The sequence below is a fragment of the Pseudoroseomonas cervicalis genome (genome assembly GCF_030818485.1).
In the GTDB taxonomy this organism is placed as follows: Bacteria; Pseudomonadota; Alphaproteobacteria; order Acetobacterales; family Acetobacteraceae; genus Pseudoroseomonas; species Pseudoroseomonas cervicalis_A.
Map to the genome: position 1 here is coordinate 2,902,636 of NZ_JAUTAJ010000004.1, position 14,850 is coordinate 2,917,485.

A 14,850-nucleotide genomic window follows, 5' to 3' on the forward strand; every position below is an offset into this window, starting at 1 on the left:
GAAGCGGGACGCCAAACTGAAAAAGTTTTTTGGTTCTTTTTTCCAAAAAAGAACCCTTACTTAAGAATCCAGCCTGATCCCCAGCTCCCGGATCAGCGGCCGCCATTCGGCATTCTCCCGCGCCACGAATTCGTTGAACTCCGTGGGCGACCAGGGCGCGCTCTCGATCCCCAGCCCCCGCATCCGCTCCTGCATGGCGTCCGACGCCACGGCGGCGCGGAGTTCCGCGTTCAGGCGTTCGATCACCGCCGCCGGCGTGCCGGTGGGGGCCGACATGGCCTGCCAGCCGAAGGCGATGGCGCGGTCGATGCCCAGCTCCCCGGTAGTCGGCACCTCCGGCGCCTGGGCGGAGCGGGCTTCCGACATCACCAGCAGCCCGCGCGCCTTGTTGTCGCGCAGGAAGGGGATGCCGGTGGCGCAGTCGATCAGCACGCTGTCCACCGTGCCGGAGAGCAGATCCTGCATGGCGGCGGGGCCGCCGCGATAGGGGACATGGGTCGCCTCGAAGCCGACGCGGCGCTTCAGCATCTCCATCGCCAGATGGTGGGGGGAGGCGACGGCGGGCGAGCCATAGGTCGGCGCGCGCGTGCGGGAGGCGGCGACGTAATCCTCGAAGCTGCGGATGGCGCTGTCCGGCCGCACCACCAGGAAGAGCGGGAAGCGGCCGATGAAGCCGACCCCGGTCAGGTCGCGATCCGGGTCATAGGGCAGCCGGCCATAGAGGGCAGGGTTGTAGACCAGATTGCCATTGTCGGTGTGCAGCAGGGTGTAGCCATCGGGGGTGGCGCGGGCCACCGTCTCGCTGGCCAGCACGGCGCCGCCGCCGACCCGGTTCTCCACCACCATGTTCTGACCCAGGCGCGGGGTGATGTAGGCGGCGACCAGCCGGGCATAGGTGTCGCTCGGCCCGCCGGGCGGGTAGCCCACCACCCAGCGCAGCGGCCGGTCCGGCCAGGCGGATTGCGCGCGGGCGGCGCCCAGGCTGGCGCCCAGGCTGGCGGTGGATCCCAGCAGACCCAGCGAAAGCGCGCGTCGACCCAGCAGCATGTCCGGCCTCTTCATTCCTCGGGCAGCGACCGGCGCGGGGAGGGGGCCGGTGTGCGCCGCATCATGCGGCGTCCGGCCTCAGCGCGCCAGCAGCCAGACCCAGATCGGCAGGGTCAGCATGGCGGCGACATGCTGGGTGGTGATCATGGCCGCCATCAGCGGCGCGTCGCCGCCCATGGCGCGGGCCTGGACATAGGCGGTGGAGGCGGTGGGCTGCGCCATGAACAGGATGGCGATGGAGGCCGCCAGCGGATCCAGCCCCAGCAGCCGCGCCAGCAGCACGGCGATGGCCGGCATGACGAACAGCTTCAGCCCGCCGGTCAGCGCCTGGGTCAGCGGCTGGGCGCGCATGGCGCCCGGCGTCAGCGCCGCGCCGACGCAGAGCAGCCCGACCGCCAGCGACCCTTGCGCCAGCCCGCGCAGCAGCCCGCCCAGCCCCGGCGGCGGGCCGCCCAGCAGCGCCAGCAGCAGCCCGGCGGCGCAGGCCAGGATCAGCGGGTTGGTGGCGATCTGCCGCAGCACCCGCAGCGGGTCGGGCCTGGTCTGGCCGCCCATGGCGAAGGCGATGGTGATGATCACCTGCACGCAGGGCACGATCAGCCCGGTGGCGATGCCGCCAAAGGCGATGCCGGGCGCGCCATGCACCGCGCCGGCGACGGCGAAGGCCAGCAGGTTGTTGTAGCGGATGCCGCCCTGCAGGATGGAGGTGGTGGTGGCATGCCCATGCCGCAGCGCGCGGGCGAGCGCGAAGGACAGCGCCGTGCCGATCAGCAGCGTGCCCCAGATGGTGGCAGCCAGGCTGCCCAGCGGCAGCCTGGCCAGATCCACCGCCCCGATCGAGGAGACCAGCAGCGCCGGCAGCAGGATGGTAAAGACCAGCTTCTCCATCCCCGCCCAGATGGCGACATCCGGCAGCAGCTTGCGGCGCAGCACGGCGCCGAGGGCGATCATGCCGAAGGTCGCCACGAAGGCGTCGAGCCACGGCCCCATAAGCTGCCCCCCGGCCGGTACCGGCCGTTACTTCGCGCCGACCAGCGCCTTCAGATCGGCCTGCGGGCGGGCGCCGAAATGGCCGATGCACTCGGCCGCGGCGATGGAACCCCAGCGGCCGCATTCGGCCAGGGCATGGCCCTTGGTCAGCGCCGCCAGGAAGCCGGCGGCATAGGCATCGCCGGCGCCGGTGGTGTCGACGACCTTGGTCGGCTCGGCGGCGATCTCGATGGTCTGGTCGCCGGCCACGATGACGCTGCCCTTCTCCGAGCGCGTCAGGGCGGCCAGCCCAACCTCCTGCCGCACCGCCTGCATCGCCGCCTCGAAGCTGTCGGCCTCGTAGAGGCTGATGATCTCGTCCTCATTGGCGAAGAGGATGTCGACCTGGCGGGCGACCAGGGCGCGGAAGGCGTCGCGGTGGCGGCCGACGCAGAACGGGTCGGAGAGCGAGAGCGAGACCTGGCGCCCCGCCTGGTGCGCCACGGCGGCGGCGCGGCGGAAGGCGGCCTGCGCCGCCGGCGGGTCGAACAGGTAGCCTTCCATGTAGGTGACCGCGGCGGAGGCGATCATCGCCTCGTCCAGGTCGTCCTCGCTGAAGGTCACGCAGGCGCCGAGATAGGTGTTCATGGTGCGCTGCCCATCCGGCGTCACCAGGATCAGGGAGCGCGCGGTCGGCGCGCCGCCGGTGAGCGGGGCGGTGGGGAAGGTGACGCCGGCGGCGCGGATGTCGTGGGCGAAGGCCTGGCCCAGCGTGTCCTCGGCCACCTTGCCGAGATAGGCGACACGGGCGCCGAGCGTCGCCGCGACGGCGCAGGTGTTGCCGGCGGAGCCGCCGCTGCTCTCGATGCCGGGGCCCATGGCGGCGTAGATCGCCTCGGCCCGGTCGGTGTCGATCAGCGCCATGCTGCCCTTCACCATGCCCTGGGCGGCCAGGAAGGCATCCTCGGCGCGCGCCTGCACGTCGAGAATGGCATTGCCGATGCCCAGGATGTCGAAGGTGGTGGCCGTCATCGCGCGCTGCCCCTGCTGTGGATGCGGCGCCGCGGCCGCCTTGCGCGCCGCCCCCGCCGGGCGGCGATAGCAGCCGCGCGGCCGGCTTCATAGATGCGGGGTGGCGCTCACATTCGGCGGCGCGGTGGTTGCGGCGGCGCGACGAAGCCGGGCGCGCGGCGTGGCCGGGCAAGGCTTTCGATCGAATCGCGCGCCGGGCGAAAAGCGCAGGAAAATGAAGCATTCCCTGCCACCCCCCGTTGTCCCTGGGGGGCTCTGCGTGATAGCCCGGCACAGATGCGCGCCGACCCGTTCGGAAAACAGCGCCAGGCTTCACAACACTTCCGTGCAGAGGGGGCAACCATGTCCATCTTCCGCCGCCGCGAAGAGCCCACACCGCCCGCGTCCGCGCCGGGAGGGACACAGGATTCCGCCGCGCCCACCACCGTTCCGGTGGCGCGCGATCCGGATCTCGCCGTTCCCCCCTTCCGCCCCGCGCCCAGCAAGGAGGCCGCCGCCATGTCCCTGCCGCCGAAGCCCAGCCAGCCGCCCGCCGGTGTCGGCGTGCCGCCGCGGCCGCCGGTGAACGCCGCCGGTGGCCCCGCCGCCCGCCCCGTCGCCCCCGCCCCGGTGCAGGAGCGCCGGACCATGGTGGTCGGCAAGGGCATCAGCCTGCAGGGCACGGTGACCGATGCCGAGCGCCTCGTGGTCGAGGGCACGGTCGAGAGCCAGATGATGCACGCGGCCGAGCTGAACATCAGCCATAGCGGCGTGTTCAAGGGCGAGGTCGAGGTGGACGATGCCGAGATCGCCGGCACCTTCGACGGCACGCTGACCGCCCGGAACAACCTGGTGATCCGCGCCACCGGCAAGGTGCTGGGCGTGGCCCGCTGCCGCCGCCTGCAGGTGGAGGAGGGCGGCCAGCTCTCCGGCCGCATGGAGATGCTGAGCGACAATGGCGCGCCGCGCCCCTCCTACACCGCCGCCGCGGCGCCGGTGCCGGCCGACGAGGCCTGACGCGTCCGGCGCGGGGAGCCCCGGCTTTCCGCGCCGCCGCCCGACCATGCGCATCCTTCTTCCCGGATTGCTCCTGCTGCTCGGCGCCTGCGCCGCGCAGCCGCAGGAGATCGACCGCCAGGCCGTGCTGCAGGAAGTGCTGGATAGCTACCGCGCCAACCTGGCCGGCATGCAGCCCACCAGCGCCCCGGTGATGCCGCGCCTGTCCGGCGCGCCGCAAAGCGCCTCCCAGCTGCTCGGCCAGTCCCCCACCACGCTGCAGCGCTGGCTGGGCGAGCCCCGCCTGCGCCGCACCGAGGGCAATGCCCAGATCTGGCTCTATCAGGGCCCCTATTGCCACCTCGACGTGGTGATGGACCGCGAGGACGTGCCGAACAGCCCCTTGCGCGTCAGCTACGCCGCCGCCCGCGCGGCGGGGACGGAGCGGCGGACGGAGGCGGCGTGCCTCGCCGAGCTGGCGCGGGGGAATAATTCTTAAGTTAAGGGTTCTTTTTTGGAAAAAAGAACCAAAAAACTTTTTTCAGTTTGGCGTCCCACCTATGGCCATCAGCGGGACGCCAACTGAAAGAAAACTTCTTTTTCTTCAGAAAAAGAAGATAAGTAAAATACTTAAGCCGTCACGCGCGCATTCTGCACCGCCTCGGCCAGCTCCCGCACCTGGTCGAGCACCTTGCGCACGGTATCGGGTCGCGCCCGGCCCTGCTCGTCCAGCGACTTGGCCAGCGTGTCGATCAGCGCCGAGGCCACCACGGCGCCATCGGCGATCTGCACCGCCTCCGCCGCCTGCTGCGGCGTGCGCACGCCGAAGCCGATGGCGATCGGCAGGTCGGTGAATTTCCGCACCTTCGGGATCGCCTCGGCCAGCGCATCGCGCGAGGCGCTGCGCGTGCCTGTGATGCCGGTGATGGCGACGTAGTAGATGAAGCCGCTGGTGCCGGCGAGCACCTTGGGCAGCCGCACCTCATCCGTCGTCGGCGCGATCAGCCGGATCAGGTCGAGGCCGTTGGCGGCGGCGGGGCCGGTGACCTCGTCGGCCTCCTCGGGCGGCAGGTCGACGATGATCAGGCCGTCGACGCCGGAAGCCCCGGCATCGACGCAGAAACGCTCCACCCCGTAGGAGAGGATGGGGTTGTAGTAGCCCATCAGCACCACCGGGGTCTCGTCATCCTCGCGGCGGAAATCGCGCACCATGGCCAGCGCGCCGCACAGCGTGCCGCCGGCCTTCAGCGCGCGCTGCCCGGCCATCTGCACGGTCGGGCCATCCGCCATCGGGTCGGTGAAGGGCACGCCGAGCTCGATGAGGTCCGCCCCCGCCCCCGGCAGGCCGCGCAGCAGGGCCATGGAGGTGGCGGGGTCGGGATCATAGGCCTCGAGGAAGGGCATCAGCGCGCCGCGGCCCTCGGCCTTGAGCTGCGCGAAGCGCGTGGCGATGCGGCTCACAGCGTTTCTCCCAGATGCTTGGCCACGGTGAAGATGTCCTTGTCGCCCCGGCCGGACAGGTTCAGGACGATGATGCTGTCCTTGTCCATCGTCGGCGCCAGCTTCATGACATGCGCCAGGCCGTGGGCGGATTCGAGGGCGGGGATGATGCCCTCCAGCCGCGAGCAGAGCTGGAAGGCCTCCAGCGCCTCCTGGTCGGTGACGCTGACATAGTTCACCCGGCCGATCTCGTGCAGCCAGGAATGCTCCGGCCCGATGCCCGGATAGTCGAGCCCGGCCGAGATCGAATGCGCCTCGGTGATCTGGCCGTGATTGTCCTGCAGCAGATAGGTGCGGTTGCCATGCAGCACGCCCGGGCGGCCACCGCCGATGGCCGCCGCGTGCTCGCCGCTTTCCAGGCCGCGCCCGGCCGCCTCGACGCCATAGATCGCCACGCCCTCATCGTCGAGGAAGGGGTGGAACAGCCCCATGGCCGAGGAGCCGCCGCCGACGGCGCAGACCAGCGCATCCGGCAGGCGGCCTTCGGCGGCCAGGATCTGCTCGCGCGTCTCCTCGCCGATCACGCACTGGAAGTCGCGCACCATCTGCGGGAAGGGCGCCGGGCCGGCGACGGTGCCGATGCAGTAATAGGTGTCCGAGACATTGGCGACCCAGTCGCGCAGCCCCTCATTCATCGCGTCCTTCAGCGTGCCGGCGCCGGAGGTGACGGGGACGACCTCCGCCCCCAGCAGCTTCATGCGGAACACGTTGGGCTGCTGCCGCTCGACATCGGTCGCGCCCATGTAGACGACGCATTTCAGCCCGAACAGCGCGCAGGCCGTGGCGGTGGCGACGCCATGCTGGCCCGCCCCGGTCTCGGCGATGATGCGCGGCTTGCCCATGCGCTTGGCCAGCATGATCTGGCCCAGCACGGCGTTGATCTTGTGCGCGCCGGTGTGGTTCAGCTCCTCGCGCTTGAAGTAGACCTTCGCGCCGCCGAGATGCTCGGTCAGCCGCTCGCACAGCCAGAGCGGGCTGGGCCGGCCGACATAGTCTTTGAGCAAGCGTCGCCACTCCGCCATGAAGGCCGGGTCGTTGCGGGCCTCATTGTAGGCCTGCTCGACCTCCTGGATGACGGGCATCAGCGTTTCGGCGACGAAGCGGCCACCGAACTGACCGAAGCGACCGCGCCCATCCGGGCCCTGGCGCAGAGAATTTGGCAGAGGCTTGTTCACTCATCCCTCCAGGCTGCGCGTCGTGGTGCGCGCAGCGCATATGGGCGCGACCCCGGGCCTGACAGCCCGCCGGTGCCGCGCGCAGGGACTCTTTTAGCCGAAAGAAAAAAGAAGGGGGCCTGGGGGAATTCATTCCCCCAGACTTTTTTACCCCCTTGTTTCGGCCGCCGCCGCCTCGGCCGCATGGGCATGGGCGACGAAGGTGGCGATCAGCACCGGGTCCTTCACCCCGCGCGTGCGCTCCAGGCCGGAGGAGGCATCCACCGCCATGGCCCCGGTGGCGCGGATGGCGGCGGCGACGTTCACCGGCGTCAGCCCGCCCGCCAGCATCCAGGGCTTCGGGATGGCGCGCCCGGCCAGCAGCGACCAGTCGAAGCTGACGGCGTTGCCACCCGGCAGGCTGGCGCCCCTGGGCGGCTTGGCGTCCAGCAGGAAGCGGTCGACCACGGGCGCATAGGCGTCGAGCAGGGCGAAATCGGCCTCGGAGGCGATGCCGAGCGCCTTCATCACCGGCAGGCCGAAGCGGGCGCGGATGGCGGCGCAGCGCTCCGGCGTCTCCTCCCCGTGCAGCTGCAGCAGGCCGAGCGGCACTTCCTCCAGCACCGCCGCGATCTCCTCGTCGCTGGCATCGACGAAGAGGCCGACGCAGAGCGGCCGGCGCCCGGTGCCGCCGCGGGCGGCCAGCGCGCCCGCCTGCTCCGGGCTGACGAAGCGTGGCGAGGGCGGGTAGAAGACGAAGCCCACCATGTCGGCGCCGGCGCGGCTGGCGGCGTCATAGGCTTCCGCATCGTTGATGCCGCAGACCTTCACCTGGACCCGGTCGGCCATGGTCAGCGCCCCGCGGTGACGCCGTGCAGGCCGGCGGCGATGGCGGCGGCGGCGGCGCCGGGGTCGGAGGCCCCGGTGATGGGCCGGCCGATCACCAGCCAGTCGGCGCCGGCGGCGATGGTCTCTTCCGGCGTCGCGATGCGGGCCTGGTCGCCCACCGCGCTGCCGGCGGGGCGGATGCCCGGCACCACCAGCAGCGGCGCGTCACCGAAGGCGTCGCGCAGGCGGGAGACCTCCTGCGGGCTGCACACCAGCCCATCCGCCCCCGCCTCCAGCGCCAGCCGGGCCAGGCGCAGCACCTGCTGGGCCGGGCCGCCGGAGACGCCGGTCTCGGCCAGGCCGGCCGCGGTGAAGCTGGTCAGCACGGTGACGGCCAGGATGGCCGGCCGGTCCTCACCCAGCGCATCCTCGGCGGCGCGGCGGGCGGCCTCGACCATGGCGGAGCCGCCGCCACCATGCAGCGTCAGCATCGCCGGCTTCGCCGCGCAGACCGAGCGCACGGCGCCGGCGACCGTGTTGGGGATGTCGTGGAATTTCAGGTCGAGGAAGACCGGCCGGTGCCGCGCCACGCGGCTGACGGCGGAAAGGCCCTCGGCGCAGAACAGCTCCAGCCCGACCTTGACCAGCCCGACATGCGGCGCGACGGCGCCGGCCCAGGCCTCGGCCTGGGTGAGGCTCGGCGTGTCGAGGGCGGCGATGACCCCCGGCCGGTTGGGCTTCTGGCGCATCAGGAGGCCCGGGCCAGGGCCGTGCCGCCGGAGGGCGGGGCGAGCGGCGGCACCATGGAGGGCGACTTCGCCTCCTCCCTGGCGCGCAGCTCGGCCAGCTCGGCCTCCAGCAGTTGCGCGGCGCGCTGCATCTTGCGGGCGCGGCGGCGGTAATGCAGCGCCCCGCCCCAGGCGACCAGCGCGCCCAGGATGAAAGCGATGGCCGCGGCGCCGAGCACCGCGCCGGCCAGCGGCACCTCCCAGGCGAGGTCGAAGGGCCAGAGCAGCAGCGCCACGGGCGCGGTGTTGCTGATGGCGAAGAGCACCAGCAGCAGAAGCAGGATGGCGGTGAGGACCAGGCCGATCAGGCGCATCATGCCACGGCCGTCCCGCGCGGGGCGCGCTTCGGATCCTGCAGCGGGCCGCCATTGACGCGCTCGCGCAGCTCCTTGCCCGGCTTGAAATAGGGCACGGCCTTGCCGGCGACCTCGACCGCCTCGCCGGTGCGCGGATTGCGCCCGGTGCGGGCGTCGCGCTGCTTGGCCGAGAAGGCGCCGAAGCCGCGCAGCTCCACCCGGTCGCCACGGGCCAGCGCCGCGGTGATCTCGTTGAAGATGGTGCCGACGATCAGCTCGACATCCGGTTGCCGCAGATGCGGGTTGGCCGCGGCCAATTGGGCGATCAGCTCGGACTTGGTCATGCCGCGACGCTCTCCTGCCGGATGCGGGGGATGGGGGAACAGGCCTGCCCGGTCATGGCCGAAGCTGCCAAACGGCCCGCGCGCCGTCAATCGCAAGCCATTCTGAAACCACGCTTTTCATCAGCGCGCGCAGCGAGACGCCAAGCGCCCGCTCGGCCGCGCTGCGCGGGTCGAGGTCGCGCACCGGCGTGCTGGCGGGGATGTCCTGCTCGGCCGCCAGCCAGGCGCGCGCCTCGGGCTCGCCGCCGATGGCGTCGATCAGCCGCAGCTCCAGCGCTTGGCGACCGGTATAGACGCGGCCATCGGCGAGCTCGGCCACGCGCTCGCGCGGCATCTGGCGGCCCTCGGCCACGATGGTGACGAATTGCTCGTGCAGGTCGCGCAGCACCGCCTCCAGCGCGGCGCGGCCCTCAGGAGAGAGCGGGCGGAAGGGGTTGGGCTCGCCCTTCAGCGCGCCGGAGGTCAGCATCTCGGCGCGGATGCCGAGCGTGTCCATCAGCCGGCTGGCCTCGAAGCTCTGCAGGATGACGCCGATCGAGCCGGTGAGGGTGGATTCGCGGGCGAAGACGCGCTGCGCCGGCATGGCGATCATATAGGCCGCCGAGGCGCCCATGCCGCGCATCACCGCGACCACCGGCTTGCCGCTGTCGCGGAAGCGGCGCAGCGCTGCGTGCAGCCCCTCGCCGCCGGCCACCGTGCCGCCGGGGCTGTCGATGGAGAGCAGGATGCCGCGCACGGCGGGGTCGCGCGCCGCGTCCAGCACCGCCTCGGTCAGCTTGCGGTCGTCGGAGATGGTGCCCTCGACCGTCAGCCGGGCGAGGTGGCCGCCGGTGACGGGCAGGCCGCGCCCGGCCAGCAGGGCGCCGGCGCCCAGCACCGCGACCACCGTCAGCACCCGCCAGAACAGCAGGCGCCGCTTCAGGCGGCGGCGATCGACCAGCAGGTCCTGTTCCAGCGGCGTGCTCATCGCCGGCATCAATGGGGGGGCGGCCATGGAGGGTCAAGGGGAAGCCACGCGCGGAACGCCGCGGGCGCGAAGGCGTGCGCCGCAACGGCCGGGCCCCGGGCACGAAAAAGGGGGAGAGCTTGCGCCCTCCCCCCGTTTCTCATCCGGCCTGCCCCGCCCCCGGCTGGCGGAACGCTGCGATGCAGCGCCCCGCTTCCCCGCCAGACGGCGGCAGCCCGAAAGACATCAATCCTCGGTGGCCATCTGGTTGCGGCGGCGGATGGCCGCGCCCAGGATGTCGCCCAGGGAGGCGCCGGAATCGGCGGTGCCGTATTCCTTCATCGCCTCGCGCTCCTCCTCGACTTCCTTGCCCTTGATGGTCAGGGCCAGGCGGCGGGCGGCGCGGTCGACGGCGGTCACCTTCGCATCGACCTTCTCGCCCACGGCGAACTTGTCGGGGCGCTGGTCGGCGCGGTCACGGGCCAGCTCGGCGCGGCGGATGAAGCCCGTCAGGACCTCGTCGACCTTCACCTCGATGCCGTTCTGCTCGACCTTGGTGACGACGCAGGTCACGACATCGCCCTTGCGGACGCGGTCGAGGACCTCGGCGGCCGGGTCGGCCTGGAGCTGCTTGATGCCGAGGGAGATGCGCTCCTTCTCGACGTCAACATCCAGCACCTTGGCCTTGACGATATCGCCCTTCTTGTAGGCGGCCATCGCCTGCTCGCCCGGGATCTCCCAGGAGAGGTCGGACATGTGCACCATGCCGTCGATCTCGGGAGCCAGACCCACGAACAGACCGAACTCGGTGATGTTGCGGATCTCGCCCTCGACGATCGAGCCCGGGCCATGCGCCTCGAGGAACAGCTCCCAGGGATTGCCCTGGGCCTGCTTCAGGCCGAGGCTGATGCGGCGCTTCGGCTCGTCCACGTCCAGGATCATCACGTCGACTTCCTGCGAAGTGGCGACGATCTTGCCCGGATGGACGTTCTTCTTGGTCCAGCTCATCTCGGAGACGTGGACCAGACCCTCGACGCCCGGCTCCAGCTCCACGAAGGCGCCGTAGTCGGTGATGTTGGTCACGCGGCCCGAGAACTTGGCGCCCACCGGGTACTTGATGGACACGCCCTCCCACGGGTCGGACATCAGCTGCTTCATGCCGAGCGAGATGCGCTGCGTCTCGGAGTTGAAGCGGATGACCTGCACGCGGACCTGCTGACCGATGGTCAGGGCCTCGGAGGGGTGGTTGATGCGGCGCCAGGCGATGTCGGTGACATGCAGCAGGCCGTCCACGCCGCCGAGGTCGACGAACGCACCGTAATCGGTGATGTTCTTGACCACGCCGTCGAGGATCATGCCTTCCTTCAGGCCCTGGATCAGCTCCGAGCGCTGCTCGGCGCGCGTCTCCTCGAGCACAGCGCGGCGCGAGACCACGATGTTGCCGCGGGCGCGGTCCATCTTCAGGATCTGGAAGGGCTGGGGCGAACCCATCAGCGGGCCGACATCGCGCACCGGGCGGATATCGACCTGGGAGCCGGGCAGGAAGGCCACGGCGCCGCCGAGATCGACGGTGAAGCCACCCTTCACGCGGCCGAAGATGACGCCGTTGACGCGCTGCTGCGCGTTGAACGCCTTCTCCAGATTGGTCCAGGCCTCCTCGCGGCGGGCCTTCTCGCGCGAGAGCACGATGGAGCCGTCACGGTCCTCGTAGCGCTCGACGAACAGCTCGATCACGTCGCCGGGCTTGACCTCGGCCTTCTGACCCTGGGGAGCGAACTCCTTGAGGGGCACGCGCCCCTCGGACTTCAGCCCGACATCCACCACCGCGAAATCGTCATCGACCCGGATCACCTTGCCGGTGACGACCGAACCGGCGAAGCCGGTGTCGGCGCCCAGCGTCTCGTCGAGCAGGGCGGCGAAATCTTCGGTCATGGACGGGCTGTTGGCATTAGCCATGAAGCAGAGTGTTCCTGATCCACCCCATGGCGGCGCCACAGGAGGATTCCTGCGCCCCCGCTCGCGCGGGCACGGCTTGACCGGACGCCCCTTCCCTCGGGATGCGGGACGCCGCTCGGTCCAGGTTGCGACAGGCGGATGACGGCCCGCCTTTTCCGGCCCGGATGCGGCGTTGCGCCGAGGCGCGCCACCGGACTCCGGACTCTCCATCGCCAACCGGCGGTAGAGATGGGGGACTCGCCTAGGCCAGTTGGGCGCCCATCGTCAAGGAGATTCCCCCCAGCCGCGCAACAATCCTGATGCTGCGGCGCGAAGGGGCGCGGGGCTCAGCCCAGCCGGCCGGGCAGCTTCGCCCGCAGCAGGGCCCAGGCGGCCTGGAAGGCGGCCTCGGCATCCAGCGCCGTGGTGTCGAGCAGCGCGGCATCGGCGGCCGGCTTCAGCGGCGCCACCGGACGGTTGGCGTCCTGCGCGTCACGGTCGCGGACCTCGGAGAGGACCTGGTCCCGGTCGGCCGCGACCCCGCGATCGCGAAGCTCAAGCCAGCGGCGGCGAGCCCGTTCTTCCGGCGTGGCGGTGACGAACAGCTTCACCGGCGCCTCGGGGAAGACCACGGTACCGATGTCGCGGCCGTCCAGCACCGCGCCATGGGTGCGGCCAAAGGCGCGCTGCCATTCCAGCAGCGCGGCGCGCACGGCGGGAATGGCGGCGACCGCGCTGGCCGCCATGTCGGCCTCCGGCCCGCGCAGGTCGCCGCGCTCCAGATCGGCGGGCGTCAGGGCATGCGCCGCGGCCTCGGCCTGCGCGGCATCCCGCGGATCGACCCCGGCCTCCAGCAGCCGCCGCCCCGTGGCACGGTAGAGCAGCCCGGTGTCGAGATAGGGCAGGCCCAGGGCGGCGGCCAGGCGGCGCGCCAGCGTGCCCTTGCCCGCCGCCGCCGGCCCGTCCACCGCGACGACCAGCCCGGCCAGGGACCTCACCGCCGCGCCGGCCGCCTGGTCGTTCATGCGACGGGCGCGCCGTTCAGGCGGCGCAGCACCTCGCCCCCCGCCACGCGGTTCACCAGCGCGGCGAAGCCGGGGAAGGAGGTGTCGATGAAGCTGGAATCATCGACCGAGACCGGCTGCTCGGTCGCCAGGCCCAGGATCAGCGCGCTCATGGCGATGCGGTGGTCCATATGCGTCACGACATTGCCGCCGCCGGGCGGGTTGCCGGCGCAGCCATGCACCAGCATGTCGTCGCCCTCGATCTCCACCCTGATGCCATTGGCGGCGAGCAGGGCGGCGGTCGCGGCGACGCGGTCGCTCTCCTTCACCCGCAGCTCGGCCAGGCCGCGGAAGCGGCTGGTGCCGGTCGCGCAGGCGGCGGCCACCGCCAGGATCGGGTATTCATCGACCATGGACGGCACCCGCGCCGCCGGCACATCGACCGCGCGCAGCGCGCCGAAGCGGGCGGTCAGGTCGCCCACCGGCTCGCCGCCCTCGACCCGCTCATTCTCGACCGTGAGCTCGGCGCCCATCTCGCGCAGCGTGGTGAACAGGCCGGTGCGCAGCGGGTTCAGCCCGACATGCTCGACCGTCAGCGCCGAGCCCGGCACGATCAGCGCCGCCACCAGCGGGAAGGCGGCGGAGGACGGGTCGCCCGGCACCGCCACCGGGGCGGCGACCAGCTCCGGCTGGCCCTCCAGCTCGATGACACGGCGCGGGCCATCCTCGGCCACGCGCAGCGTGGCGCCGAAATGGCGCAGCATGTTCTCGGTGTGGTCGCGCGTCGCCTCCGGCTCCACCACCCGCGTCACGCCACGGGCGCAGAGGCCTGCCAGCAGCACGGCCGACTTCACCTGGGCCGAAGCCATGGGGAGCGTGTAGTCCAGCGGCAGCGGCTCCGCCGCGCCCTGCACGGCCAGCGGCAGCCTTCCGCCCTCGCGGGAGGAGAAGCGCGCGCCGGAAGCGGCCAGCGGGTCGGTCACCCGCTTCATCGGCCGCTTGCGCAAGGACGCATCGCCGGTCAGCACGGCGAAGATCGGGTGGCCGGCCAGCAGCCCGCAGATCAGCCGCGCGGCGGTGCCGGAATTGCCCATGTCGAGCACATCCGCGGGCTCGGTCAGCCCGCCGACGCCGCGGCCGGAAACCTCCCAATGGCCCTCGCCCAGCCGCTCCACCGTGGCGCCGAGGGCGCGCATGGCGGCGGCGGTGCGCAGCACATCCTCGCCCTCCAGCAGGCCGGTGATCTCGGTCCGACCGACCGCCAGCGCGCCGAACATCAGCGCGCGATGGCTGATCGACTTGTCGCCGGCGACCGTCAGGCGGCCGGCGAGGCCCTGATGCGGCCGGGCGGCGCGCAACGGCCTGATATTCTGTCCGTGTCCCACGACGCAGGGGTTTGACATGGGGGCGGGGTGCGTGGCAATGCGCCCCGTGTTTCTCGGCCGGCCCGTCCCTGGCCCGCCTTTCCCGGGATATTCACGCTGATGGCCAAGCCCGAACTGGGTCTGAAACGCACTTGCGTCGCCTGCGGCGCCAAGTTCTACGACCTCACCCGCCAGCCCGCGGTCTGCCCGAAATGCGGCACCGAACAGCCGGCCGAGCAGCCCCGCCTGCGCCGCGCCGCCGCGCCGGCCGAGGAGAAGATCAAGAAGCGCGCCATCGCGCCCGAGGCCGACACGGATGATGTCGAGCTCGAGGATGTCGACGGCGACGACGCGCTGGAGGACGCCGAGGATCTCGACGATGCCGAGGACGATCTGGACGGCGAGATCGAGGTCGAGACCGACCGCGAGGAAGAGAACTGATCCGGCCGCCGGGGGCTGGACCCCCGGCCTGCCGCTTCCGGCCCCCTCTTGCAGACGAATGGCCGGCGGAGCAATCCGCCGGCTTTTTTGTCGTCGGGCGCCCGCCGGACGGCGCGCGGGGGGCGCCCGCGGAACGCGCCATTGGACCGGCCGCTCCCCGGCCCTGCCCTTTCGCGGGCCGCTGGCGCCGTCAGGGTGGCGGCTTGGCCCCGGCCGCCCTCCCGCAG

General features: G+C 71.8%; 16 protein-coding genes. 3 read left to right on the forward strand and 13 right to left on the reverse strand.

Annotation, left to right across the window (positions count from 1 at the left end; all coding sequences use genetic code 11):
* Window positions 1-60: 60 nt before the first annotated feature.
* The 3 genes from QE401_RS17490 to QE401_RS17500 form a co-directional block, all read right to left on the reverse strand.
* A complete protein-coding gene (locus QE401_RS17490; protein WP_307139414.1) occupies window positions 61-1,047 on the reverse strand; it encodes a Bug family tripartite tricarboxylate transporter substrate binding protein in 987 nt (328 codons plus the stop codon).
* A gap of 78 nt (window positions 1,048-1,125) precedes the next feature.
* The gene (locus tag QE401_RS17495; protein ID WP_307139415.1) at window positions 1,126-2,037 is read right to left on the reverse strand and encodes an AEC family transporter; all 912 of its coding nucleotides are present in this window, start codon (window positions 2,035-2,037) and stop codon (window positions 1,126-1,128) included.
* 27 nt (window positions 2,038-2,064) lie between these two features.
* On the reverse strand, window positions 2,065-3,048 hold the full coding sequence (locus tag QE401_RS17500) for an adenosine kinase (protein ID WP_307139416.1): 984 nt from the start codon (window positions 3,046-3,048) through the stop codon (window positions 2,065-2,067).
* A gap of 498 nt (window positions 3,049-3,546) precedes the next feature.
* On the opposite strand from QE401_RS17500, the gene QE401_RS17505 reads away from it, so the two are divergent.
* Together QE401_RS17505 and QE401_RS17510 are read left to right on the forward strand one after the other, a co-directional pair.
* Window positions 3,547-4,044, forward strand: a complete 498-nt coding sequence (locus QE401_RS17505; protein ID WP_307139417.1) for a bactofilin family protein — start codon at window positions 3,547-3,549, stop codon at window positions 4,042-4,044.
* A 46-nt stretch (window positions 4,045-4,090) separates the two neighbouring features.
* On the forward strand, window positions 4,091-4,522 hold the full coding sequence (locus tag QE401_RS17510) for a MerR family transcriptional regulator (RefSeq protein ID WP_307139418.1): 432 nt from the start codon (window positions 4,091-4,093) through the stop codon (window positions 4,520-4,522).
* Window positions 4,523-4,653: 131 nt separating this feature from the next.
* Here the strand turns inward: QE401_RS17510 and trpA are convergent, their stop codons facing one another.
* The 10 genes from trpA to aroA form a co-directional block, all read right to left on the reverse strand.
* Window positions 4,654-5,484 carry a tryptophan synthase subunit alpha gene (gene trpA / locus QE401_RS17515; protein ID WP_307139419.1) on the reverse strand — a complete coding sequence of 277 codons (831 nt, stop codon included), beginning with the start codon at window positions 5,482-5,484 and terminating at the stop codon, window positions 4,654-4,656.
* Window positions 5,481-6,698, reverse strand: coding sequence for a tryptophan synthase subunit beta (gene trpB / locus QE401_RS17520; RefSeq protein ID WP_307139420.1), 1,218 nt, complete (start codon window positions 6,696-6,698; stop codon window positions 5,481-5,483). The genes trpA and trpB overlap by 4 nt, the downstream gene beginning before the upstream one ends.
* Window positions 6,699-6,845: 147 nt before the next feature.
* The gene (locus QE401_RS17525) at window positions 6,846-7,526 is read right to left on the reverse strand and encodes a phosphoribosylanthranilate isomerase (RefSeq protein WP_307139421.1); all 681 of its coding nucleotides are present in this window, start codon (window positions 7,524-7,526) and stop codon (window positions 6,846-6,848) included.
* A gap of 2 nt (window positions 7,527-7,528) precedes the next feature.
* Complete coding sequence (gene pyrF / locus QE401_RS17530) at window positions 7,529-8,254, reverse strand: orotidine-5'-phosphate decarboxylase (RefSeq protein ID WP_307139422.1); 726 nt, start codon at window positions 8,252-8,254, stop codon at window positions 7,529-7,531.
* Entirely contained in the window at window positions 8,254-8,610 is a 357-nt protein-coding gene (locus tag QE401_RS17535) for a LapA family protein (RefSeq protein ID WP_307139423.1), read from the reverse strand. Before QE401_RS17535 ends, pyrF begins: the two co-directional genes overlap by 1 nt.
* Window positions 8,607-8,933, reverse strand: coding sequence for an integration host factor subunit beta (ihfB, locus tag QE401_RS17540; protein WP_271136647.1), 327 nt, complete (start codon window positions 8,931-8,933; stop codon window positions 8,607-8,609). The genes QE401_RS17535 and ihfB overlap by 4 nt, the downstream gene beginning before the upstream one ends.
* 52 nt (window positions 8,934-8,985) lie before the next feature.
* A complete protein-coding gene (gene sppA / locus QE401_RS17545) occupies window positions 8,986-9,900 on the reverse strand; it encodes a signal peptide peptidase SppA (RefSeq protein WP_307139424.1) in 915 nt (304 codons plus the stop codon).
* Between the two features lie 225 nt (window positions 9,901-10,125).
* A complete protein-coding gene (gene rpsA, locus QE401_RS17550) occupies window positions 10,126-11,835 on the reverse strand; it encodes a 30S ribosomal protein S1 (RefSeq protein ID WP_307139425.1) in 1,710 nt (569 codons plus the stop codon).
* 326 nt (window positions 11,836-12,161) lie between these two features.
* Complete coding sequence (gene cmk / locus QE401_RS17555) at window positions 12,162-12,839, reverse strand: (d)CMP kinase (protein ID WP_307139426.1); 678 nt, start codon at window positions 12,837-12,839, stop codon at window positions 12,162-12,164.
* Window positions 12,836-14,221 carry a 3-phosphoshikimate 1-carboxyvinyltransferase gene (aroA, locus tag QE401_RS17560; protein ID WP_373461455.1) on the reverse strand — a complete coding sequence of 462 codons (1,386 nt, stop codon included), beginning with the start codon at window positions 14,219-14,221 and terminating at the stop codon, window positions 12,836-12,838. Before aroA ends, cmk begins: the two co-directional genes overlap by 4 nt.
* Before the next feature lie 81 nt (window positions 14,222-14,302).
* Between aroA and QE401_RS17565 the strand changes: the two genes are divergently transcribed.
* Window positions 14,303-14,623: a TIGR02300 family protein gene (locus tag QE401_RS17565; RefSeq protein WP_307139428.1), complete on the forward strand. Its 321-nt coding sequence runs from the start codon at window positions 14,303-14,305 to the stop codon at window positions 14,621-14,623.
* The last annotated feature ends 227 nt before the right edge of the window (window positions 14,624-14,850 follow it).